The sequence below is a fragment of the Planococcus chinensis genome, assembly GCF_020071995.1.
Lineage (GTDB): Bacteria > Bacillota > Bacilli > Bacillales_A > Planococcaceae > Planococcus > Planococcus chinensis_A.
Genome location: NZ_JABWTK010000002.1, coordinates 1 through 22,522, shown reverse-complemented (window position 1 = coordinate 22,522; position 22,522 = coordinate 1). Strand labels below are relative to the sequence as shown.

20 protein-coding genes are annotated in these 22,522 nt (G+C 46.1%); all 20 read left to right on the top strand.

What is annotated here, in order from left to right; genetic code table 11:
• Positions 1 to 14 precede the first annotated feature (14 nt).
• The 20 genes from rimP to HU147_RS03130 all read left to right on the top strand — a co-directional run bounded on the left by rimP (position 15) and on the right by HU147_RS03130 (position 22,359).
• Positions 15 to 500 (top strand): ribosome maturation factor RimP, encoded by a 486-nt coding sequence (gene rimP / locus HU147_RS03225; protein ID WP_036806649.1) that lies wholly within the window; start codon positions 15 to 17, stop codon positions 498 to 500.
• A gap of 23 nt (positions 501 to 523) precedes the next feature.
• The gene (nusA, locus tag HU147_RS03220) at positions 524 to 1,651 is read left to right on the top strand and encodes a transcription termination factor NusA (protein ID WP_224074889.1); all 1,128 of its coding nucleotides are present in this window, start codon (positions 524 to 526) and stop codon (positions 1,649 to 1,651) included.
• Positions 1,652 to 1,671: 20 nt separating this feature from the next.
• On the top strand, positions 1,672 to 1,953 hold the full coding sequence (gene rnpM, locus HU147_RS03215) for an RNase P modulator RnpM (RefSeq protein ID WP_224074888.1): 282 nt from the start codon (positions 1,672 to 1,674) through the stop codon (positions 1,951 to 1,953).
• Complete coding sequence (locus HU147_RS03210) at positions 1,953 to 2,270, top strand: YlxQ family RNA-binding protein (protein ID WP_224074887.1); 318 nt, start codon at positions 1,953 to 1,955, stop codon at positions 2,268 to 2,270. The genes rnpM and HU147_RS03210 overlap by 1 nt, the downstream gene beginning before the upstream one ends.
• Positions 2,271 to 2,274: 4 nt before the next feature.
• Positions 2,275 to 4,524 carry a translation initiation factor IF-2 gene (gene infB / locus HU147_RS03205; protein WP_224074886.1) on the top strand — a complete coding sequence of 750 codons (2,250 nt, stop codon included), beginning with the start codon at positions 2,275 to 2,277 and terminating at the stop codon, positions 4,522 to 4,524.
• Positions 4,521 to 4,799 carry a DUF503 domain-containing protein gene (locus HU147_RS03200; RefSeq protein WP_036806634.1) on the top strand — a complete coding sequence of 93 codons (279 nt, stop codon included), beginning with the start codon at positions 4,521 to 4,523 and terminating at the stop codon, positions 4,797 to 4,799. Before infB ends, HU147_RS03200 begins: the two co-directional genes overlap by 4 nt.
• A gap of 18 nt (positions 4,800 to 4,817) precedes the next feature.
• Positions 4,818 to 5,171: a 30S ribosome-binding factor RbfA gene (rbfA, locus tag HU147_RS03195; protein ID WP_036806631.1), complete on the top strand. Its 354-nt coding sequence runs from the start codon at positions 4,818 to 4,820 to the stop codon at positions 5,169 to 5,171.
• 116 nt (positions 5,172 to 5,287) lie between these two features.
• Entirely contained in the window at positions 5,288 to 6,217 is a 930-nt protein-coding gene (gene truB, locus HU147_RS03190) for a tRNA pseudouridine(55) synthase TruB (protein WP_317985483.1), read from the top strand.
• A 1-nt stretch (position 6,218) separates the two neighbouring features.
• The gene (locus tag HU147_RS03185) at positions 6,219 to 7,169 is read left to right on the top strand and encodes a bifunctional riboflavin kinase/FAD synthetase (protein WP_224074885.1); all 951 of its coding nucleotides are present in this window, start codon (positions 6,219 to 6,221) and stop codon (positions 7,167 to 7,169) included.
• Positions 7,170 to 7,303: 134 nt separating this feature from the next.
• Positions 7,304 to 7,573 (top strand): 30S ribosomal protein S15, encoded by a 270-nt coding sequence (gene rpsO, locus HU147_RS03180; protein WP_074509517.1) that lies wholly within the window; start codon positions 7,304 to 7,306, stop codon positions 7,571 to 7,573.
• Positions 7,574 to 7,841: 268 nt separating this feature from the next.
• Positions 7,842 to 9,956 carry a polyribonucleotide nucleotidyltransferase gene (gene pnp, locus HU147_RS03175; protein WP_224074884.1) on the top strand — a complete coding sequence of 705 codons (2,115 nt, stop codon included), beginning with the start codon at positions 7,842 to 7,844 and terminating at the stop codon, positions 9,954 to 9,956.
• 57 nt (positions 9,957 to 10,013) lie between these two features.
• Entirely contained in the window at positions 10,014 to 11,225 is a 1,212-nt protein-coding gene (locus HU147_RS03170; RefSeq protein WP_224074883.1) for a M16 family metallopeptidase, read from the top strand.
• A gap of 182 nt (positions 11,226 to 11,407) precedes the next feature.
• The gene (locus HU147_RS03165; protein WP_440137288.1) at positions 11,408 to 12,418 is read left to right on the top strand and encodes an aspartate-semialdehyde dehydrogenase; all 1,011 of its coding nucleotides are present in this window, start codon (positions 11,408 to 11,410) and stop codon (positions 12,416 to 12,418) included.
• A 136-nt stretch (positions 12,419 to 12,554) separates the two neighbouring features.
• Positions 12,555 to 14,222: a ribonuclease J gene (locus HU147_RS03160; RefSeq protein ID WP_224074881.1), complete on the top strand. Its 1,668-nt coding sequence runs from the start codon at positions 12,555 to 12,557 to the stop codon at positions 14,220 to 14,222.
• 80 nt (positions 14,223 to 14,302) lie between these two features.
• Entirely contained in the window at positions 14,303 to 16,615 is a 2,313-nt protein-coding gene (locus HU147_RS03155) for an FtsK/SpoIIIE family DNA translocase (protein ID WP_224074880.1), read from the top strand.
• A gap of 175 nt (positions 16,616 to 16,790) precedes the next feature.
• Positions 16,791 to 17,519 (top strand): GntR family transcriptional regulator, encoded by a 729-nt coding sequence (locus HU147_RS03150; protein WP_224074879.1) that lies wholly within the window; start codon positions 16,791 to 16,793, stop codon positions 17,517 to 17,519.
• 49 nt (positions 17,520 to 17,568) lie between these two features.
• Positions 17,569 to 18,633, top strand: a complete 1,065-nt coding sequence (locus tag HU147_RS03145) for a BMP family lipoprotein (protein ID WP_224074878.1) — start codon at positions 17,569 to 17,571, stop codon at positions 18,631 to 18,633.
• Between the two features lie 166 nt (positions 18,634 to 18,799).
• Positions 18,800 to 20,362, top strand: coding sequence for an ABC transporter ATP-binding protein (locus HU147_RS03140; protein ID WP_224074877.1), 1,563 nt, complete (start codon positions 18,800 to 18,802; stop codon positions 20,360 to 20,362).
• Positions 20,352 to 21,398: an ABC transporter permease gene (locus tag HU147_RS03135; RefSeq protein WP_224074876.1), complete on the top strand. Its 1,047-nt coding sequence runs from the start codon at positions 20,352 to 20,354 to the stop codon at positions 21,396 to 21,398. Before HU147_RS03140 ends, HU147_RS03135 begins: the two co-directional genes overlap by 11 nt.
• A gap of 1 nt (position 21,399) precedes the next feature.
• Positions 21,400 to 22,359 carry an ABC transporter permease gene (locus tag HU147_RS03130; RefSeq protein ID WP_224074875.1) on the top strand — a complete coding sequence of 320 codons (960 nt, stop codon included), beginning with the start codon at positions 21,400 to 21,402 and terminating at the stop codon, positions 22,357 to 22,359.
• Positions 22,360 to 22,522 lie beyond the last annotated feature (163 nt).

The window sequence follows — 22,522 nt, the reverse complement described above, 5'->3', positions numbered from 1 at the left end:
CGCGGGAGGCATATATGAGCAAAATTACAGAACAAATTGAACAACTTGCTTTGCCCATCACAGAAGAACTCCAATTGGAGCTTGTGGATGTGGAATTTTTAAAAGAAGGACGCAGCTGGTTTTTGCGTGTCTATGTAGACAATCCGGCAGCGCCGATCGACATCGATCAATGCGCGCTGGTCAGTGAAAAACTGAGCGAGATTCTGGATAAACTGGATCCGATTGAACAAAATTATTTCTTGGAAGTTTCTTCACCTGGTGCAGAGCGTCCATTGAAAAAAGAACAAGATTTCGAAAAAGCGCTCGGGAAGTTCATTTACATCAAAACGTATGAACCCGTTGAAAACGCAAAAGAATTCGAAGGTTACCTGTTGTCTTATACCGATGAAGAAGTTGAAATTGAAGTTAAAATCAAAACACGCAGAAAGAAAATTGTCATTGAACGGAAAAAGATCGCTGTTATCCGATTGGCCATTGATTTTTCTGCAAAACTTGATTGAAGAACATAGGAGTGAATAAGAAGATGAGCAATGAGTTATTGGATGCATTGGATGCTTTAGAAAAGCAAAAAGGGATTTCAAGAGATGTTTTGATTGAAGCGATTGAAGCAGCGCTAGTTACAGCTTACAAACGCAACTTCAACCAGGCGCAGAACGTGCGCGTGGACTTGAATTTGAATACAGGGACGATGCTGGTCTATTCACGCAAAGACGTCGTCGAAGAAGTGGAAGACGATCGTTTGCAAATTTCGCTGGAAGACGCGAAAGCAATCAATCCGGCATACGAACTGGCGGACATCGTAGAAGAAGAGGTAACTCCTCGGAACTTCGGACGCATTGCTGCGCAAACTGCGAAGCAAGTAGTTACGCAGCGCGTGCGCGAAGCAGAGCGCGGATTGATTTTTGAAGAATTTGTGGACCGTGCCGATGATATTGTCAACGGCATTGTCGAACGCATGGATGCCCGCAATCTATATGTGGGCCTTGGGAAAGTGGAAGCTGTACTTCCGCAGACTGAGCAAATGCCGAACGAATCCTATCAGCCGCATGACCGCATCAAAGTGTATATCACTAAAGTGGAGCGCACAACGCGCGGGCCTCAGGTGTTTGTATCCCGTACACACCCTGGATTGCTTCGCCGTTTGTTTGAAAACGAGGTTCCTGAAATTTTTGAAGGAATCGTTGAAATCAAATCGATTGCCCGCGAAGCTGGAGACCGTTCGAAGATTTCTGTCGTTGCACACCGCGACGATATTGATCCGGTCGGCTCATGTGTTGGAGCAAAAGGCGCACGCGTTCAGACAATCGTCAACGAATTGAACGGCGAGAAAATTGATATCGTTGAATGGTCCGAAGAACCTGTAGTCTTTGTCGCAAATGCGCTGAGCCCTTCAAAAGTTCTGGACGTCCAAGTCAACGAAGCCGAAAAATCGACAACCGTTGTGGTACCGGATTATCAATTGTCATTGGCAATCGGTAAACGCGGACAAAACGCGCGGCTTGCTGCGAAACTGACAGGCTGGAAAATCGATATCAAGAGCGAAACGGATGCCCGTGAACTTGGGATTTACCCAAATGAAAATTCAACAATCGAACTGGTTGAGTCCGGTGAAGAGCTTGACGATTTTGATTTTTATGAGGAAAAAGAATAACGTAGAGAAGGTGATGTCCGTTGGCTCTGCAAAAGAAAATTCCATTGCGTAAATGCGTCGCCACTGGCGAGATGCATCCTAAAAAAGAAATGATCCGTGTAGTCCGCACAAAAGAAGGCGAAGTGTTTGTCGATTTGACTGGCAAAAAGTCAGGCCGCGGCGCTTATGTCTCCAAATCGGAGGACGCCATTGAATTGGCGCGGAAAAAGAAAGTTTTGGACAATCAACTGGAAGTTAAAGTTCCGGCTGAAATTTACGACGAATTAACGCGCGTAGTCCTAAGAGAGCAGTTGAAAAAATAATGAACGATCAAAAAATCCTACAATTATTGGGATTGGCCACGCGTGCACGAATGACCATTACCGGAGAAGAAATGTCCGTCAATGAAGTGCGTAGCGGCAATGCAAAATTAGTTATATTGGCTGAAGATGCTTCAGACAATACGAGCAAGAAACTGCATGATAAATGCAAGACATATAATGTCGAGATTCGAGTATTCGGAACACGTTTCGAACTTGGACATGCGATCGGCAAAGAAGAGCGAGTAGTTGTTGCAGTTACTGATTCAGGATTTGCAAAAAAACTAACAAGCTTGTTCGATGAAAAAACCCGGGGGTGAGCAGATGACCAAAATTCGAGTACATGAATACGCTAAAAAAGTAGATAAGCCAAGCAAAGAGATTATTGACCAGTTATCAAAGCTTAATATTGAAGTGGCCAACCATATGGCGACATTGGAAGACAATGCTGTAACAAAATTAGACGGCATTTACAAAAAACCTGCTGCAGGACGTACACAAGCACGCCAACAGCACCAGGCACAAAACCGTCCAGCAGGACAAGGCCAGTCCCGTCCGCAAAACAGCGGACAAGGGCAATCCCGTCCAGCAGGACAAGGTCAGTCCCGTCCACAGAGCAGCGGACAAGGGCAGAACCGTCCGGCAGGCGCCAAAGGATCGAACTTTACGCCAAAAGCAGCAAAACCGACTGCAGGTCCAGGACAGCGCAACAACCGTCCAGGCGGCGCTGGCGGCCGCGGCGGCCAAAACCGCAATCGCAAAGGCAGACAGCAGCAGCCAGTGAACCCGCTGCCGCCAATGCCAAAACGCGAGAAAGAATTGCCGGCTAAGATTACGTTCAGCGAATCGTTGACTGTAGCGGAACTGGCAAAAAAATTAGGGCGCGAGCCGTCTGAAATCATCAAAAAATTATTTATGCTTGGTGTAATGGCAACAATCAACCAAGAATTGGATAAAGATGCAATCGAATTGATTTGTGCGGAATACGATGTGGAAGTTGAAGAAGAAATCCTGGTGGATAAAACCGACCTGGAAGTCTACTTCGAGCCGGAAGACGAAACGCTTCAAGAAGAGCGTCCACCGGTTGTTACCATCATGGGACACGTTGACCATGGTAAAACGACTTTACTGGATTCGATCCGCAACACGAAAGTGACTGCTGGAGAAGCAGGCGGAATTACGCAGCATATCGGTGCTTACCAAGTGGTTGAAAACGGCAAAAAAATCACATTCCTTGATACACCGGGACACGCAGCGTTTACAACAATGCGTGCACGCGGAGCTAAAGTGACAGACCTTGCTATTATCGTTGTAGCTGCTGATGACGGCGTAATGCCGCAAACAGTAGAAGCAATCAACCATGCGAAAGCTGCTGAAGTGCCAATCATTATCGCGGTCAACAAAATGGATAAGCCAAGCGCCAATCCTGACCGTGTTATGCAGGAACTTACAGAACATGGCCTAGTACCGGAAGCTTGGGGCGGTGAAACGATTTTCGTGCCGATTTCCGCTTTGAAAGGCGAAGGCATCGATGCTTTGCTTGAAATGATCTTGCTTGTATCTGAAGTAGGCGAGTTGAAGGCCAACCCGGCACGCCGTGCAATCGGGACTGTTATTGAAGCCGAGCTTGATAAAGGCCGCGGTTCGGTAGCTACTTTGCTTGTACAAGACGGTACTTTGCATGTTGGTGATCCGATTGTTGTCGGAAATACATTTGGACGTGTACGTGCAATGGTCAACGACCTTGGCCGCCGTGTGAAAGATGCGGGCCCTTCAACTCCTGTTGAAATTACGGGATTGAACGATGTACCGCAGGCCGGTGACCGTTTTGTCGTCTTTGAAGATGAGAAAACAGCTCGCCAAGTCGGTGAAACCCGTGCGACTTCAGCGCTTCAAGTACAGCGTTCTGAAAAAACACGCGTTACGCTTGATAATTTGTTTGACCAGTTGAAACAAGGGGAAATGAAAGAATTGAACCTGATTGTCAAAGCTGACGTTCAAGGTGCAGTTGAAGCAATGGCGGCTTCATTGATGAAAATCGATGTAGAAGGCGTCAATGTGAAAATCATTCATACAGGAGCCGGTGCCATTACCGAATCCGACATTTCCCTTGCGGCTGCATCAAATGCAATCGTCATCGGTTTCAACGTTCGTCCGGATGTAAATGCGAAACGCGCTGCAGAAGCAGAAGGCGTCGATATTCGTTTGCACCGCATCATCTATAAAGTAATCGAAGAAATTGAATTTGCGATGAAAGGATTATTGGATCCTGAATTCGAAGAAAAAATCATTGGGCAAGCTGAAGTGCGCAGCACGTTTAAAGTATCTAAAGTGGGCACGATTGCCGGAAGTTATGTAGTGGAAGGCAAAATCACTCGAGACAGCGGCGTGCGCGTGATTCGTGAAGGCATCGTTGTGTTCGAAGGCGAACTCGATACACTGAAACGTTTTAAAGATGACGCAAAAGAAGTTGCCAAAGGATACGAATGCGGAATTACGATCAAAAACTTTAACGACATCAAAGAAGGCGATGTTATTGAAGCATTCGTTATGGAAGAAATCGAACGCAAATGATCGTATACATGGAATGTGAATTCTTCATTCCGGTTGCGCATTCATTGAAAGAAAAACGGTCGGTATTAAAAAGCATGCTGACCCGCACCAAACAGAAATTCAACGTTTCAGCTGCGGAAGTTGATCACCAGAATGTATGGCAACGAACCCGCATCGCCTTTGTTACCGTTTCTTCCTCAAAAGAGATGGCGGATAAGGAAATGGCGCAAGTATTGCAATACTTGGAAAGCAACCCCGCCTGGGAATGCCTTGAAGTTCAGCAAGAATATCTGTAAGAACGAGGTGAATATACAATGACGATGCGTTCAAATCGTGTAGGCGAGCAGATGAAGAAAGAACTTAGCGAAATCATCAGCCGCAAACTGAAAGATCCAAGAATCGGCTTTGTCACAGTGACAGACGTCGAAGTAACAGGCGATCTTCAGCAGGCAACTGTGTACATCAGTGTGCTGGGTGATGAAAAAGTGAAAGAACAGACTTTGCTCGGTTTGTCTAAGTCAAAAGGATTTATCCGTTCCGAAATCGGACAACGGATCCGTTTGCGCAAGACGCCGGAATTGTCGTTTGAATTTGATTCATCTATCGCATACGGTAATCGAATTGATTCATTACTCCGTGACATTCAAGAACCAAAAGAAAACCAGTAAAAAATGTTTCGCCCAGAACATTTTAGGCTGGCGCGAAAGCATTGGTTAAACTGGAGCCTGCTAATTTCATGATTAGCAGGCTTTTTTTATACATATTAAGCAAGGGGCTGAAGCAAATGGCAATGAATGGTGTGCTGCCTTTATGGAAAGAAAAAGGGATGACTTCCCACGACTGTGTATTCAAATTGAGAAAAATTCTAAAAACCAAAAAAGTCGGCCATACCGGCACGCTTGACCCGGACGTGGACGGTGTGCTGCCGATCTGCATCGGAACGGCGACCAAAGTGGCGGAATACATTACAGACCAGGGCAAGACCTATGAAGCCGAAGTCACTATCGGCTATTCTACTGAAACGGAAGATGCGAGCGGCACGGCCGTAGATATAGACGATTCCGAGAAGCATTTGACGAGAAGCCGGCTGTTGGAGGCACTGGAAAGTTTGACGGGTGAAATCAAACAAATTCCGCCGATGTATTCGGCCGTTAAAGTAAATGGGAAAAAGCTCTATGAGTATGCCCGCCAAGGCCTTCAAGTGGAACGCCCCGAGCGCATCGTCCGGATCGATTCCATTGAGCTGCTGGATGAACAAGCGGAATGGAGCGGAAAAGAGTTGAAATTCTCTATCCGTATTAAGTGTGGAAAAGGAACGTATATCCGGACATTGGCCGTTCAAATCGGCGAAGTGCTCGGCTTTCCTGCACATATGTCGAAGTTGACGCGGACCGAGTCGGGGAAATTTGCGGCAAAAGATTGCGTAACACTTGCCGAAGTGGCCGAACTTGCTCAAAATGGAGATATCAGCTCTGTTTTAAAGCCGCTCAGCTATGGATTAAGCAATTTTCCGTTTGCCGAAATTGATAAGAAAGAGATCTTTGCCGTCAAGAATGGACAAGTTATGGATAAGCATCCATTGCTGGAAACGGAGAACTTTCTCGTATTGACGGTCAATGGACAGCCAATGGCGCTTTATAAAAAGCATCCTGAGCGAGCAGATAAAATGAAGCCTGAAAAAATGTTCGGAATCCCGAGTATCGACGAGGTGTAATATGGAAATCATTCATTTAAGCTATCCCAACCACATCAAACCCGAAAAAGAGCTTGGGCCCATTTCCATGGCGCTTGGTTTTTTTGACGGCGTACATAAAGGGCATCAGCGAGTCATCGGAGAAGCAATCGCTCAAGCCCAAAAGCGCCAGGTGAAATCCGCAGTTATGACCTTCGATCCTCATCCGTCACTCGTACTTGGCGGAAGAAAAGAAGAAGTTTTTTACATTACGCCGATGCAGCAGAAGCTGGAGATTTTGGAAAACATGGGACTGGATATTTGTTTTGTGGTCCGGTTTACTTCTGATTTTGCCCAGCTGACGCCGGAGCAGTTTATTGAAACGTTTATTAAAGAATTGAACGCCGTGCACGTTACTGCAGGATTTGATTTTTCATTCGGCTCCAAAGGAAAGGGCAATATGAAGGTAATGGAAGAAGCCGGCCGAGGCCTATTCAGTGTGACCACGATTGAAAAACAAGTTGACGCAGAAGAAAAAATCAGTTCAACAAGGATCCGCAGTTTGCTGAAAAGCGGAGATGTAGGCGAAGTGTGCCGTCTGCTGAACCGGCCATTCCGGATTTCCGGGACTGTCGTAAACGGCGACAAACGCGGCAGAACAATCGGTTTTCCCACGGCCAATGTCGAGCCGGAAATCGGATCTTATGTGCCGGGGCGCGGTGTTTATGCGGTAAGGATTTGGGTGCAAGGAATCGAATATAACGGTGTCTGCAATGTCGGATACAAACCGACGTTCAACAATCCGGATGTGAAAAAGCAGACGGTGGAAGTCTACATTCTGGAATTCGATAAAACAATTTACGGAGAAATGGTAGATGTGGATTGGTACCGGCGAATCCGGGACGAACAGAAATTCTCCGGCATTGATGAACTGAAAGCGCAGATTCAGCGGGACAAGGAAACGGCAATCCAGTTTTTCAAAAGCTTAAACTAAGGTGACCGGTTGATTTTGAAAAGCTGTTATGCTATGATTTAAAAGTACTAAAAGTACGAACCATTGCTTGGCAAATCGATTCACCAACGGTTGCTCGGTAATAGGGGATATTAGAAATTAGGAGGTGGAACAGTATGGCAATCACTCAAGAACGTAAAAATGAATTGATCAATGAATTCAAAGTGCATGACACAGATACTGGGTCTGCAGATATTCAAATCGCCATTCTTACAGAAGACATCAACAACTTAAATGAGCACTTGCGTACTCATAAAAAAGATCACCACTCACGTCGTGGTCTATTCAAAATGGTTGGACGCCGTCGTAACTTGTTGAAATACTTGCGCGAAAACGATGTACAACGTTACCGCGAGTTAATCGCAAAACTTGGCCTACGCCGATAATAGCAATTAGTAAAAGCGGGATTCGTCCCGCTTTTTCTTTATGGATAAAAATTAAAACATTCAATCGCACAGTGAATGCTTTTTTGATACACTACTATTGGATACATAAAGAGAAACTTTAATCAGTGGGAAGTTTCTTTATTCCCACTGATTAATAGTTGATCCAATCGGGCTTTTACGGCTAGTGGATCTCCCGCGGGAGATCTTACTGACCGTTAAAGCGGGATAAAGAGAATGATGAAACAGTGTAAGAGAGAGGAGCTCGATTATGGAGCAAACGAAAAAAGTTTATACATTTGATTGGGCAGGCCGCGAATTACAGGTTGAAGTTGGCCAATTAGCGAAACAAGCCAATGGTGCAGCGTTGATCCGATACGGCGATACGGCAGTATTGTCGACTGCTACAGCGTCTAAAACTCCAAAAAATACCGATTTCTTCCCGCTCACAGTAAACTACGAAGAGCGTTTATATGCAGTCGGCAAAATACCAGGCGGTTTTATCAAACGGGAAGGTCGCCCTTCTGAAAAAGCGACTTTGACAAGCCGTTTGATTGACCGTCCTATCCGTCCATTGTTCCCTGACGGCTTCCGCAACGAAGTCCAGGTCATTTCAATGGTCATGTCTGTTGATCAGGATTGCCCTTCTGAAATGGCAGCAATGTTCGGATCATCTCTTTCATTGATGATCTCTGATATTCCATTTGGCGGACCGATTGCCGGTGTTATCGTCGGCATGATCGACGGGGAGTACATCATCAATCCGACAAACGACCAGCTGGAGAAAAGTTCCATGAACTTGACCGTTGCCGGTACGAAAGATGCGATCAATATGGTGGAAGCTGGAGCGAAAGAAGTTTCAGAAGAAGCGATTCTTGAAGCCATCATGTTCGGCCACGAAGAAATCAAGCGATTGATTGCTTTCCAGGAACAAATTGCAGAAGAAGTCGGCAAAGAAAAAACGGCTATCCAACTGTATGAATTAGATCCTACTTTAACAGAAGCGATCAAAGCGCTTTCTGAAGACGATATGAATGCAGCTGTGCAAACAGCAGAAAAAGTGGCGCGCAACGAAGCGATTGCAGCGGTTAAAGACCGTGTCATGGAATCATACGCTGAAGCGGATGAAGATGTGAAAAAACAAGTGGGCCAAATCCTTGATAAAATGGTAAAAGATGAAGTCCGCCGTTTGATCACGGACGAAAAAGTCCGTCCGGACGGTCGTACACCTTCAGAAATTCGCCCATTGTCTTCTGAAGTCGGCATTTTAAACCGCACGCACGGTTCTGGTTTGTTTACGCGCGGCCAGACGCAGGCAATGAGCATTTGTACGCTTGGCGCACTCGGCGACGTTCAAATTATTGACGGCCTTGGAATCGAAGATACAAAACGCTTTATGCACCATTACAACTTCCCGTTGTTCTCAGTAGGGGAAACTGGATTCCTTCGCGGACCGGGACGCCGTGAAATCGGCCATGGTGCGCTGGGTGAACGGGCTCTTGAAGCTGTTATTCCAGATGAAAAAGAATTCCCTTATACAATCCGCCTGGTTGCAGAAGTTCTGGAATCCAATGGATCCACTTCCCAAGCAAGTATTTGTGCATCAACGCTTGCAATGATGGATGCTGGAGTGCCGCTTAAAGCACCTGTAGCCGGAATTGCGATGGGATTGGTTAAAAAAGGCGAGAACTATACGGTTCTTTCAGATATTCAAGGCATGGAAGACCACCTTGGCGATATGGACTTTAAAGTAGCCGGTACTGCCAAAGGCATTACAGCTCTTCAAATGGACATCAAGATTGACGGATTGTCGCGTGAAATTCTGGAAGAAGCATTGACGCAAGCCCAGATTGGAAGAATCCACATTCTGGAATCAATGATTGCGACCATTTCAGAACCACGGGAACAGCTGTCTAAATTTGCTCCAAAAATCATCATGGTTAAGATCAATCCGGACAAGATCCGCGACGTTATTGGACCTGGCGGCAAAGTGATCAACAAAATCATCGATGAAACAGGCGTTAAAATCGACACAGAACAAGACGGCACCATCTTCATTTCTTCGGTTGACCAGGAAATGAACGCAAAAGCGAAAGCGATGATTGAAAACATTGTCCGCGAAGCGAAAGTGGGCGAATACTACGAAGGCAAAGTGAAACGCATTGAGAAATTTGGTGCTTTTGTGGAGCTATTCCCAGGCAAAGACGGACTTCTTCACATTTCAGAAATCCAGGAAGAACGGACAAAAGAAGTGGAAGACGTCTTGAAATTGGATGATGTAGTCAAAGTCAAAGTAATCGAAATTGACCGCCAAGGCCGTGTAAACCTTTCACGCAAAGTGGTTTTAAAAGAAGAAAAAGAAGCAACTGAACAAGCAAATCAATAAGCAAACGAAATTGCCAGCATATGTTGGCAATTTTTTCGTATCAGGAGGAATGATGGATTGGTAACTACACATGTATGCAGCAACGGACTTCGAATTGTTTCCGAATCGATACCGCATTTTCGTTCTGTTGCAGTAGGTGTATTTGTAAAAGCGGGTTCACGCGATGAGCTGCCGAAAGAAAATGGCATGACGCATTTTATCGAACACATGCTGTTTAAAGGCACAGAAACACGGACCGCCAAGCAAATTGCGCGGGAATTTGACCGGATTGGCGGAGACATCAACGCCTATACGTCAAAGGAATATACCTGCTATTACGCCAAGGTGCTGGATGAGCATGCGGAACACGCAGTCGCAGTTTTGGCCGATATGTTCTTCCATTCAAAATTAGACCCGGCTGAAATCGACAAGGAACGCCAAGTGGTCATTGAAGAAATCAGCATGACGGAAGATATGCCGGACGATGACGTCCATGAACAATTATGGAAAGTGATGTATCCGCATCATTCCATGGGAGCTCCGATTTTGGGGACCGTCCATACCTTGAAGAGTTTTACCAAAGATAAAATTGAGCGCTTTATGGAACGGCATTACACGCCGGACAATACTGTGATTTCGGTCGCGGGAAATATCACGCCTCATTTGATCGAGTTGATTGAGCAGCTGTTTGGGTCATTCCAACGGAAAAACCATGACAAGCAGTACCGGTTCCCAGGCTTCACAGCGGGCCATTCGTTAAAGCATAAAGAAACCGAACAAGGGCATCTTTGCTTAGGGTATCCGGGCATGTCTATAAAGGACGAAAGCATCTACAATCTTGTGGTTTTGAACAATATCATCGGAGGGTCCATGTCGTCCCGCCTATTCCAGGAAATTCGGGAAGAACGTGGATTGGCTTATTCGATTTACTCCTACCACTCGGCCTATTCCGACCACGGTGCACTTGCTATTTACGGCGGAACGTCGAATGAGCAAATGCCTGAACTTCAGGAAGTCATCGTTTCTTCGCTGCTCGACATGCGGAAAAACGGGCTGACTCTGGAAGAAGTGAGTGATTCAAAAGAGCAGATGAAAGGCAATATCATGCTTGGGCTTGAAAGTACAAGTGCCCGCATGAGCCGCAACGGAAAAAATGAATTGCTGCTCGAAAAGCATCAGCCGTATGATGAAGTGCTTCGTTTAATCGATCAAGTATCCATTGAAAAAGTGACTTCATTGATGGAATTGCTCGCAGGCGATCCGGCAATTTCCATTATCCGTTCCAAGTAAGCTTCCTTGAAAAAGGGAGCTTTTTTTATAGCTTTTTTTAAGAACGCATGTTAAATAGGGCAAAAAGCAACAAAACTGAAGATTTTAAAACAAGCCATTCCTCTAGTGTGTTAAATTGTGTTACAATTACGCCAATCATCATTGAAGGAGAGAGTTGTGTGAAAACTTATAACGTAGCAATTATGGGAGCAACTGGTGCAGTAGGACAGCAAATGAAAGAGCAGCTTGAGAAAAGAAATTTTCCAATCAATCAAATAGTTTTCCTGGCGTCGAGCCGTTCGGCGGGGCAGGAAATTGAATTTAAAGGGGAAACTTATACCGTGCAAGAAGCAAAGCCGGAATCGTTTGAAGGCATTGACATCGCATTGTTCAGCGCAGGCGGCAGCATTTCAGAGAAATTTGCGCCGGAAGCGGTTAAACGGGGGGCAGTCGTCATCGATAATACGAGTGCGTTCCGCATGGACAAAGAAGTGCCGCTTGTCGTGCCGGAAGTCAATCCGTCCGATATTGCTCAGCATAAAGGGATCATCGCCAACCCGAACTGTTCGACGATTCAAATGGTTTGCGCTTTGCAGCCTTTAAAAGAGCAGTTTGGCCTGAATAAAATCGTCGTTTCCACTTATCAGGCGGTGTCTGGTGCCGGCATTAACGCCATCAACGAATTGAAGGACCAGGCCGCCGATTTTGATAATGCGCCGAATGCAGACGCAAAAGTGCTGCCGGTGAAGTCCGCTGAACGCCATTATCCGATCGCCTTTAATGCCATTCCACAAATCGATCAGTTCACGGAAAACGGCTATACGTTTGAAGAAATGAAAATGATCAATGAAACGAAGAAAATCATGCACGACGATACTTTATCCGTTGCAGCGACATGCGTGCGCCTTCCGGTAGTCACAGGCCACTCAGAATCGGTTTATATCGAATTGGAAGCTGCACCAACCCTTGAGGAAGTCAAGCAGGCCATTGCTGCAGCTCCGGGTGTGGAGTTGATGGACGACCCGTCAAACCAGGTATATCCAATGCCGTTGATGGCGGCAGGGCTCGATGAAGTTTTTGTCGGACGGATTCGCCAGGACTTGGATAATCCACGAGGCTTCCACCTGTGGGTCGTTTCGGATAACTTGATCAAAGGCGCATCATTGAATTCAGTCCAAATCGCTGAATCGATGATTGAACAAGGCATTGTCTAAACAAAAAATTGAATAAAAAATCCCTACACGATAAACCGGACTGGGGTCCGGTTTATTTTTTCTTTGGACTGTTTCCTTGTATTCCCGTATAATAAGGTCTATGGATGTGTACGGGTAAATTATAGGAGGAAATATATTGAGTAAAATAAAAAACGAATTAATTAGAGTAATCCCGCTTGGCGGAGTCGGCGAAATCGGTAAAGCGATGTACGTCATTGAAATTGATGAAGATTTATTTGTAGTGGACAGCGGGTTGATGTTCCCGGAAGATGAAATGCTGGGCATTGACATTGTCATTCCGGATATCTCTTTCCTGGAAGAAAACAAAGACCGGGTGAAAGGCATTTTCCTGACGCACGGCCATGAAGATGCAATTGGCTCCATTGCTTACTTGCTGAAGAAAATCCAGGCACCGGTATACGGCTCGAAGCTGACGATTGCCTTGGCAAAAGAACATATCAAAGAACAGGGTTCATTGAAACATGTGAAGTTTTTCGAAGTAACGAACAAAAGCCGCATGAACTTCGACAAAACGCATGTGACGTTTTTCCATACAACACACAGCATTCCGGATGCGCTTGGAATTGTCTTCCATACATCTGAAGGCGCAATTGTCCATACGGGAGAATTTAAATTCGACCAGTCGGCAAGAGGAAGCTATAAGCCGGACATCGCCAAAATGGCGAAATTGGGCGAAGATGGCGTCTTGATCTTATTGTCCGATTCAACTGAAGCGGAGCGTCCAGGGCATACAACGCCTGAAACGGTTGTTTCCGATCACTTATTGTCTGCATTTTTAGCGGCAGAAGGCCGTATTCTAGTATCGCTGTATTCATCCAACTTTATCCGGATTCAGCAAGTATTTGATAATGCCAAAGCTACAGGCAAAAAAGTGGCAGTCGTAGGAAAAAGCCTGGAGAGCAGCTACGAAGTCGGCTTGCGCCTCGGTTACTTGGCAGTCGATGAAGAAACCGTCATCTCCATCAAAGAGCTGGAACAGTACCGCGATGAAGAAGTCGTCATCATTGTAACAGGCAACCAGGGGGAACCTTTGGAAGCACTGGACAAAATGGTGCGCAAACAGCATAAAGATGTGAAAATTAAAGACACGGACACGGTTATGATTACATTTACACCGTCTCCAGGCATGGAAGTCCAAATGTTCCAGACGATGAACAAATTAGCGAAAGCCGGCGCCAATGTATTGACTTCCAGCAAAAAAGTCCACGTTTCCGGGCATGGCAGCCAGGAAGACTTGAAAATGATGCTGAACATGATGAAGCCGAAATACTTTATCCCGATCCAAGGCGAATACAAAATGCTGATTGCCCATTCCAAATTGGCTCAGCAAATCGGTATGCACAAATCCGATATCTTTATCGCGGATAAAGGGGATATTGTCGAATACAAAGGCGGGAAAGTCCGCATGAGCGGCCGTGTTACTGCAGGAAATGTCCTGATTGACGGCATCGGCATCGGTGACGTCGGCAACATCGTCCTTCGCGACCGGAAACTCCTGTCACAGGACGGCATCTTTATCGTGGTTGTCACGTTGAACCGCAAAGAGAAGAAAATCGCTTCCGGACCGGAAATGATTTCCCGCGGATTTGTATATGTCCGTGAGTCCGAACAGCTTATGGAAGAGTCCACTCAATTGGTGCGCAAAATTGTCGAAAAATACGTAGTAAAAGACGCTTTTGAATGGAATAATATCAAACAGGAAATTCGGGACACGTTGAATTCTTATTTATTCCAGCAAACAAAACGCCGTCCGATGATTATTCCAATTATCATGGAATACTAAGAGACAGAAAGTGAAAGGATTTCCATACCGAACTACTCGGTGGAAATCCTTTTTCAATTTTAAGGGAAAGAGGGATCGATATGCCACGGGCACAGGCAAAGAAAAAACCGAAAACAGTTGCACGGAAAAAGCCGGCAGCCAAAAAGAAAAAACAGCCGATGTCCATGATCGGGTATGAAGTGATCGGATTGCTGCTGATTGGTGTTGCGGTTCTCATGGCTTTTCAGCTTGGAGTGATCGGAAAGATATTATTGAATACTGCTGAATTATTGACGGGGTATTTGGCGATTTTTGTGCCAATTCTCTTGCTGCTGTTAGCGGCCCATATCATGGTGAAACGGCACTGGCCGAAACCGCGGATGAAAATTGCGGCAAGCTCTGTATTTCTCCTTACCGGTATTTTATTGATTTGCCATTTGATTTGGGCAGCAGGATCGATTTTGCCCATCACTTCAGGCAATGTGCTTGGTGAGACAATGCGATCGACGCAAGTCACCGGATCGCTTTGGGAAACTTATACGGCAAGCGGCGGCGGATTGTTTGGAGCTGTGCTTTATGCCATGTTCCACGTGCTGTTCGACACAGCGGGCACTTGGATTGTAGCGTTTATCTTGCTGTCAATCGGCGCCATTATTTTGACCGGCAAAACGGCCGCTCCGTATATTGCGGAAAAAGTGCCAAGTTTGCGTCCGGCACTCGAATCTACTTTGGCCCGCTTGAAACCAAGCAAGCCAAAACAAAAACGCCTGCCGGCACCGCGGAAGAAAGAACAGCCTGAGCAAGTGATTGAAGTTGATGATGCACTGGAATTCGACGAAGAAGAAACGGTTCATGTAATGGAACAGGAAGAGCCGATCATTTCAGCGTTCACAGAGAACGTCCGGCCGAAAAAAGCGGAAGCACCTCCTGTAGAGCAAGTCGACACAGAGACAGGAGAAGTGACTTTATCTACCGGAGAAGAAATGGAAAATGAAGAATACCAGCTGCCGCCTCTCGATTTACTGACGTTGCCTCCGCACTCTGACCAAAGCGGCGAGTATTCCGGAATCCAGAAAAACGCGAAAAAGCTGGAAAAAACATTCCAAAGTTTCGGCGTCCGCGCCAAAGTGACGCAAGTCCATTTGGGGCCAGCTGTCACAAAATATGAAGTGCTTCCGGATACAGGCGTCAAAGTCAGCAAAATCGTGTCCTTGCACGACGACCTGGCACTGGCACTAGCTGCCCGGGATATCCGGATTGAAGCACCGATTCCCGGCAAGTCCGCCATCGGCATCGAAGTGCCGAATTCCGAAGTGGCGATTGTCAGCCTGCGTGAAGTGCTGGAATCGGAAGAAAACGACAAGCCGGAATCGAAATTGCTGTTTGGACTGGGCCGCGATGTAACAGGCCAAGCCGTTATGACCGAGCTCAATAAAATGCCGCATTTGCTTGTTGCCGGTTCGACTGGAAGCGGGAAATCTGTGTGCATCAACGGCATCATTACGAGCATCATCATGCGGGCAAAGCCGCATGAAGTGAAAATGATGATGATCGATCCGAAGATGGTTGAACTGAATGTCTATAACGGCATTCCGCATTTATTGGCCCCTGTTGTGACAGATCCAAGAAAAGCTGCACAGGCCTTAAAGAAAATCGTGTCCGAGATGGAAAGAAGATACGAATTGTTCTCGCATACCGGAACACGGAACATCGAAGGCTACAACGAGTATGTCCGGGTTTTCAATGAAGAAAATGAAGAAAAGCATCCGAAATTGCCATTTATCGTGGTAATCGTCGATGAATTGGCGGATCTGATGATGGTCGCTTCAAATGAAGTGGAAGATGCCATCACGCGTTTGGCACAAATGGCGCGTGCAGCGGGCATCCATCTGATCATTGCCACACAGCGCCCGAGCGTCAATGTCATCACAGGCGTCATCAAAGCGAATATCCCGTCCCGGATTGCGTTTGCTGTTTCTTCTGCCATCGACTCCCGGACGATTCTGGATATGGGCGGAGCAGAGAAATTGCTGGGCCGCGGCGACATGTTGTTCCTTGGCGCCGGCAAATCGAAACCGGTGCGTGTGCAAGGCGCTTTCTTGTCAGACTCGGAAGTGGAAAAAGTGGTTGATTTTGCAATTGAACAGCAAAAAGCCCAATACCAGGAAGACATGATTCCGACCGAAGTGGAAGAATCGGCGATCGACGATGACACGGACGAGATTTACGATGAAGCAGTGCAATTGGTTTCGGAAATGCAGACAGCATCGGTTTCCATGCTGCAACGACGCTTCCGCGTCGGCTATTCCCGTGCGGCCCGCATCATAGACCAAATGGAGCAGCGCGGCGTCGTTGGCCCTTACGAGGGCAGTAAGCCCCGTACGGTTTTAGTTCCAAAGCAGGAAGACTATTGAAAAAACAAGCGTTTTTTGTGACGATATGATTACACCTGTTAAAAGTTTTGGAACGAAAATTCGCGAAATTCGACAAAAGACTATTTATTTAGTTTTGAATAAGTGTTATAGTAATTTTGATTAGTAGGAATGTTTTACATCAGATGTCTGATCTCTGTCATTGGTGGTGAATCGCATGACAATAAAATCGGATCATCGTGCTCTGTATCTTCAAGTGATCGATCGGATGAAGCAGGATATTGCTGCCGGATTGTACAAAGAAAAAGAAAAGTTGCCTTCCGAATTCGAATTGGCAAAAACACTTGGAGTCAGCCGCGCAACTTTGAGAGAAGCGCTGCGGTTGTTGGAAGAAGATAATATCATTGTTCGTCGGCATGGCGTCGGCACATTCGTCAACCCGAAGCCCGTCTTTTCATCGGGCATTGAACAATTGACGAGTGTGTCGGACATGATCCGGCAAGCTGGAATGGAGCCGGGTGTCATCTACTTAAGCACTTCAGAGGCTCCTCCTTCAGAGGATGATTTAAAACGCTTTCATTTTGAAGCCGATGAGACAATTATTACTATTGAACGCGTCCGAACAGCCAACGGAGAACCGGTCGTCTATTGCCTCGATCAAGTTCCTTCGAGTTATTTGCCGGCTGATTTTCTCGGGCGCAAAGAAAGTTCCATTTTCTCTGCAATAGAGGAATCCGGGGATGTGCGTATATCCTATGCGGTCACCTTTATCGATCCAGTCGGCTATCATGAACAAGCTTCGCCGATTTTGGAATGCGATCCGGAAACTGCTTTACTTGAGTTAAAACAGCTCCATTACGATGAAGACGATCGTGTGGTGCTTTATTCAAAGAACTACTTCCGGGCTGATAAATTCAGTTTCCATGTAGTTCGCAAACGTGTGTAAAACGGCAAATTCCTGCTAATATGAAAAAATTACCTTGGGGGTTATTACATTGACAAAACGTAAATTTGGTCTGGGTCTTTCGATGATGCTTGCTGCAGGAACTATGCTGGCTGCTTGCGGCAGTGAGGAAGGCACTTCAACTGGCGATTCTGGAAGCGGCGAAGAGAAGAGCGATTTCTCAGTTGCCATGGTTACAGATGTCGGCGGTGTGGATGATAAATCATTCAACCAATCCGCTTGGGAAGGATTACAAGCATTTGGTGAAGAAAACGGCCTGAAAAAAGGTGACGGTGGAATTGACTATCTGCAATCAGCTTCTGATGCTGATTACAATACCAACCTGAACAATTTGATCCGCCGCGATTTTGATGTAGTCTTCGGTATCGGATTCTTGATGGAAGGCGCTGTAAAAGAAATTGCTGAACAGCAGCCGGAAGCTCAAATCGGGATTATCGATGCAGTCGTTGAAGCTGATAACGTAGCAAGCGTATTGTTCAAAGAGCAAGAAGGAGCTTACCTTGCGGGTGTAGCAGCAGCTTTGATGACAGAATCGAAGAAAATCGGCTTTGTTGGCGGGATGGAAATTCCAGTTATCGAACGTTTTGAAGCAGGATTCAAAGAAGGGGTTAAAGCAGTAGACCCTTCAGTTGAAGTTGATGTTCAATACACAGGGGCTTTTGATAAAGCTGAATTGGGTAAAACAACAGCTAACCGCATGTACTCTGCTGGTGCAGATATCGTCTTCCACGCAGCAGGCGGTACAGGTAACGGTGTATTCACTGAAGCAAAAGAGCGCAAAGAAGCTAACCCGGATGCAAATGTTTGGGTTATCGGCGTAGATGCTGACCAGTACGACGAAGGACAAGTTGGCGATGCGAACGTAACATTGACATCCGTTCTTAAAGGGGTAGACAAAGCGGTTATCGATATTTCAAACAAAGCCAAAGAAGGAAACTTCCCAGGCGGCGAAACAATCACTTACGGTTTGGCTGAAGACGGTGTAGGCCTTGCAGATTCACGCGGAGCAATCCCGGAAGACGTTATGGCTAAAGTCAATGAGTACAAAGAGAAAATCGCCAGCGGCGAAATCACTGTACCAGAAACTTTGAAATAAGCACACTAGATACGGTCATCATAAAGACCGGGGAATCCGGTCTTTATGATTTTTTTTCGTCTATTTTTGGAAAATTAATAATAGATGAAAGGTTTTTAGTAATAAAAGCCTTTCCTGTATTAATTAAAAAAATAAGAAGTCAGCAGTTTTCGAAGGAGTGGAAACAGTGGAACATGTAATCGAAATGCTCAATATCCGCAAAGTGTTCGGGAATTTTGTTGCGAATGACAATATAACCCTGCAGTTGAAAAAGGGCGAAATTCACGCATTACTCGGTGAAAACGGAGCAGGCAAGTCAACCTTGATGAATGTCCTTTTCGGTTTATATCAGCCGGATGGCGGAGAAATCCGGGTACGCGGCAAAAAAGTCGACATCACGAATCCGAACGTCGCAAACGATTTGGGCATCGGGATGGTGCATCAGCACTTTATGCTGGTCGAAAACTTTACCGTCACCGAAAACATCATCTTGGGAAGCGAACCGACCAAATTCGGCATCACCAATAAAAAAGACGCAGCAAAACGTGTACAAGAAGTGTCGGAGCAATACGGACTGAACGTAGATCCGCATGCAGTCATCCAAGATATTTCAGTCGGCATGCAGCAGCGTGTGGAAATCTTGAAAACCTTGTACAGAGGCGCTGAAATTTTGATTTTTGATGAGCCGACGGCTTCGTTGACGCCGCAGGAAATCGTGGAATTGATCCAGATCATGAAACGACTGATCGCCGAAGGGAAATCAATTATTTTAATTACCCATAAACTGAAAGAAATCATGGATGTCTCGGACCGGGTAACCGTTATCCGTAAAGGGCAGGGCGTGGGAACCGTCACGACTTCTGAAACAAGTCCGGCTGAATTGGCTTCACTGATGGTCGGGCGGCAAGTGGAATTTAAAACGGTTAAAACGCCGGCAAATCCAAAAGACGTTATTTTGAACGTTCAAAAGCTCGTTGTCGAAGACTACCGAGGCGTTGAAATGGTGAAAAGCCTGGATTTGAATGTCCGTCAAGGTGAAATTGTCGGAATTGCGGGAATCGACGGCAATGGACAGTCGGAATTGATTGAAGCGATTACCGGGCTCCGCAAAGTGAAAAGCGGACTTATCACTATTCACGGAAAAGACATCACCAATATGAAACCGAGAAAAGTGACCGAATCCGGAGTTGGGCATATTCCTCAGGATCGACACAAACACGGCTTGGTTTTGGACTTCCCGATAGGCCATAACATTTCTTTGCAGACTTACTACACGGCACCGATTTCCAAAGGCGGAATTATCGATTACGACAAGATTGACCAAAAAGCAAAAGACATTATTGCCGCCTACGATGTCCGGACGCAAGGGCCGCATGAACCGGCGCGGGCATTGTCCGGCGGGAACCAGCAAAAGGCCATTATCGGCCGTGAAGTGGACCGCAATCCGGATCTGCTGATTGCTGCATTGCCAACCCGGGGGCTGGATGTTGGAGCAATTGAATTTATCCATAGCCGCCTGATTGAGCAGCGGGACAATGGAAAAGCTGTACTATTGATTTCGTTTGAACTGGATGAAGTCATGAACGTTTCTGACCGCATTGCGGTTATCCATGACGGCGAAATCGTCGATATCGTAAAACCGGAAGAAACAACGGAACAAGAATTGGGATTGTTGATGGCTGGTCATCACGTCCGTGAAAAATCGAAAAACGGGTTAGAAAGAGAAGGTGAGGATCAGCATGTCGACTAAAGCAACAAATATTCTGGTCCCTGTCATTTCCGTTATTTTAGGGTTAATCGTCGGAGCGATTATTATGCTGGTCAGTGGATACAATCCAGTCGATGGCTACCTTGCTCTATGGAACGGAATTTTTGGAGACTTATATACAGTCGGGGAAACATTGCGGCAAATTACGCCGTATCTATTAGCCGGTTTAGCGGTGGCTTTTGCTTTCCGTTCCGGGTTATTCAATATCGGAGTGGAAGGGCAATTGATTGTCGGCTGGTTCGCTGCAGCATATGTCGGCGTAGCAGTCGAATTGCCGAAAATCATCCACTTGCCGCTTGCGATTTTAGCAGCTGCGGCAGCGGGCGCACTTTGGGGATTTGTGCCGGGTCTGTTAAAGGCGAAGTTCCATGTTCATGAAGTTATTGTCACGATCATGATGAACTATATTGCACTTCATGTGACAAATGCATTGATCAAAACCGTTTCAGACGGCGGAGACCGCACTGAATCCATTTTTGCCAGTGCGTCATTGCGCTCTGAGTTTTTTGAAAACCTGACAGAATTCTCCCGTCTTCACTACGGCATTATCCTTGCATTAGCGATGGTCGGTGTAATGTGGTTCATCTTGGAAAAGACAACCTTAGGCTTTGAATTAAAAGCAGTCGGCTTTAACCATAATGCCTCTCAATATGCCGGGATGAATGTTAATAAAAACATTGTCCTTGCAATGGTGATTTCCGGAGCTTTCGCCGGTCTTGGCGGCGCAATGGAAGCACTGGGAACATTTGAATATGTATCTTCGAAAGCCGGATTTACCGGAATTGGATTTGATGGAATCGCCGTTGCCTTATTGGGCATGAACACGCCGCTTGGTGTTATTTTTGGAGCTACGCTTTTCGGTTCCCTGAAATACGGAGCGCTGAATATGCCGAACGCAGCTGGTATTCCGTTGGAGATTGTTGAAATTGTTATTGCCGTAATTATTTTCTTTGTGGCATCAGGATATGTCATCCGCTTGTTCCTGCTGCGTGCGGCTAAGAAGAAGGAGGCGAAGTAATATGAGTTTCTTAGAAGTTTTGTATTTCATCGTTCCTTCAGCGATATTTTATGCAGCCCCGCTCATTTTAGTTGCTATCGGCGGTGTGTTTTCCGAGAGATCGGGTGTCATCAATATCGGCCTCGAAGGTTTGATGGTCATTGGTGCCTTTGTGGGCATATTGTTTAACTTGTTTTTTGCCGATACATTCGGAAATGCAACACCTTGGCTGGCATTAATTGCGGCAATGGTTGCCGCTTTGCTATTATCGCTTGTCCATGCGGTTGCTTCGATTTCATTCCGTGCAGACCAAACAGTATCCGGTGTTGCCATCAACTTATTGGCTATTGCATTGGCGTTGTACTTAGTGAAAAAGATTTTTGGCAAGGGGCAGACGGACTTTATCACAGAGCGTTTTTCGCGCAACGATATTCCGTTTTTGTCTGATATTCCAGTAATCGGACCGATGTTCTTCAGCTCGGTTTACTATACTTCGGTCTTGGCGATCGCGGTTGCGATTTTTGCCTGGTTTGTTATTTACAAAACGCCATTCGGCCTGCGTCTTCGCTCTGTCGGCGAACACCCGATGGCTGCAGATACCATGGGGATCAACGTTGCGAGAATGCGTTATGTAGCTGTTATGATTTCCGGTGCTTTAGCGGGAATCGGCGGCGCAATCTACGCACAGACCATCTCTGGCGACTTTGGCCACGCAACGATCAACGGCCAAGGGTTCATGGCGCTTGCAGCGATGATCTTCGGTAAATGGCATCCGCTTGGCGCAATGGGCGCAGCGTTGTTCTTCGGATTCGCCCAATCCTTGAGTATTGTCGGGCCATCCATTCCGTATATTCAAGATATTCCAAACGTCTTCTTGCTGATTCTGCCGTACGTACTGACTATCCTGGCTTTAGCAGGGTTCATTGGCCGTGCCAATGCACCAAAAGCGAATGGGATTCCATACATCAAAGGACAGCGATAAGAAAACAAAAAAGAGCCGTTGCGACGGCTCTTTTTTCAGCTTGTTGAGAAACTAAGGTTTTGACCATCAAGCTCTTTGTTTTTGAATGAAAAATCAATTGAACATCGAGTTTTTAGACCCTCCTGTTAAGCAGGAGGGTCATTTTTTTGATATTCTGCGCTGC

Excerpts from the sequence above, each read along its gene's own strand:
- rimP (WP_036806649.1), top strand. The coding sequence starts at position 15 with ATGAGCAAAATTACAGAACAAATTGAACAACTTGCTTTGCCCATCACA.
- nusA (WP_224074889.1), top strand. The coding sequence starts at position 524 with ATGAGCAATGAGTTATTGGATGCATTGGATGCTTTAGAAAAGCAAAAA.
- HU147_RS03210 (WP_224074887.1), top strand. The coding sequence starts at position 1,953 with ATGAACGATCAAAAAATCCTACAATTATTGGGATTGGCCACGCGTGCA.
- infB (WP_224074886.1), top strand. The coding sequence starts at position 2,275 with ATGACCAAAATTCGAGTACATGAATACGCTAAAAAAGTAGATAAGCCA.
- HU147_RS03200 (WP_036806634.1), top strand. The coding sequence starts at position 4,521 with ATGATCGTATACATGGAATGTGAATTCTTCATTCCGGTTGCGCATTCA.
- rbfA (WP_036806631.1), top strand. The coding sequence starts at position 4,818 with ATGACGATGCGTTCAAATCGTGTAGGCGAGCAGATGAAGAAAGAACTT.
- truB (WP_317985483.1), top strand. The coding sequence starts at position 5,288 with ATGGCAATGAATGGTGTGCTGCCTTTATGGAAAGAAAAAGGGATGACT.
- HU147_RS03185 (WP_224074885.1), top strand. The coding sequence starts at position 6,219 with ATGGAAATCATTCATTTAAGCTATCCCAACCACATCAAACCCGAAAAA.
- rpsO (WP_074509517.1), top strand. The coding sequence starts at position 7,304 with ATGGCAATCACTCAAGAACGTAAAAATGAATTGATCAATGAATTCAAA.
- pnp (WP_224074884.1), top strand. The coding sequence starts at position 7,842 with ATGGAGCAAACGAAAAAAGTTTATACATTTGATTGGGCAGGCCGCGAA.
- HU147_RS03165 (WP_440137288.1), top strand. The coding sequence starts at position 11,408 with ATGGGAGCAACTGGTGCAGTAGGACAGCAAATGAAAGAGCAGCTTGAG.
- HU147_RS03155 (WP_224074880.1), top strand. The coding sequence starts at position 14,303 with ATGCCACGGGCACAGGCAAAGAAAAAACCGAAAACAGTTGCACGGAAA.
- HU147_RS03150 (WP_224074879.1), top strand. The coding sequence starts at position 16,791 with ATGACAATAAAATCGGATCATCGTGCTCTGTATCTTCAAGTGATCGAT.
- HU147_RS03135 (WP_224074876.1), top strand. The coding sequence starts at position 20,352 with ATGTCGACTAAAGCAACAAATATTCTGGTCCCTGTCATTTCCGTTATT.
- HU147_RS03130 (WP_224074875.1), top strand. The coding sequence starts at position 21,400 with ATGAGTTTCTTAGAAGTTTTGTATTTCATCGTTCCTTCAGCGATATTT.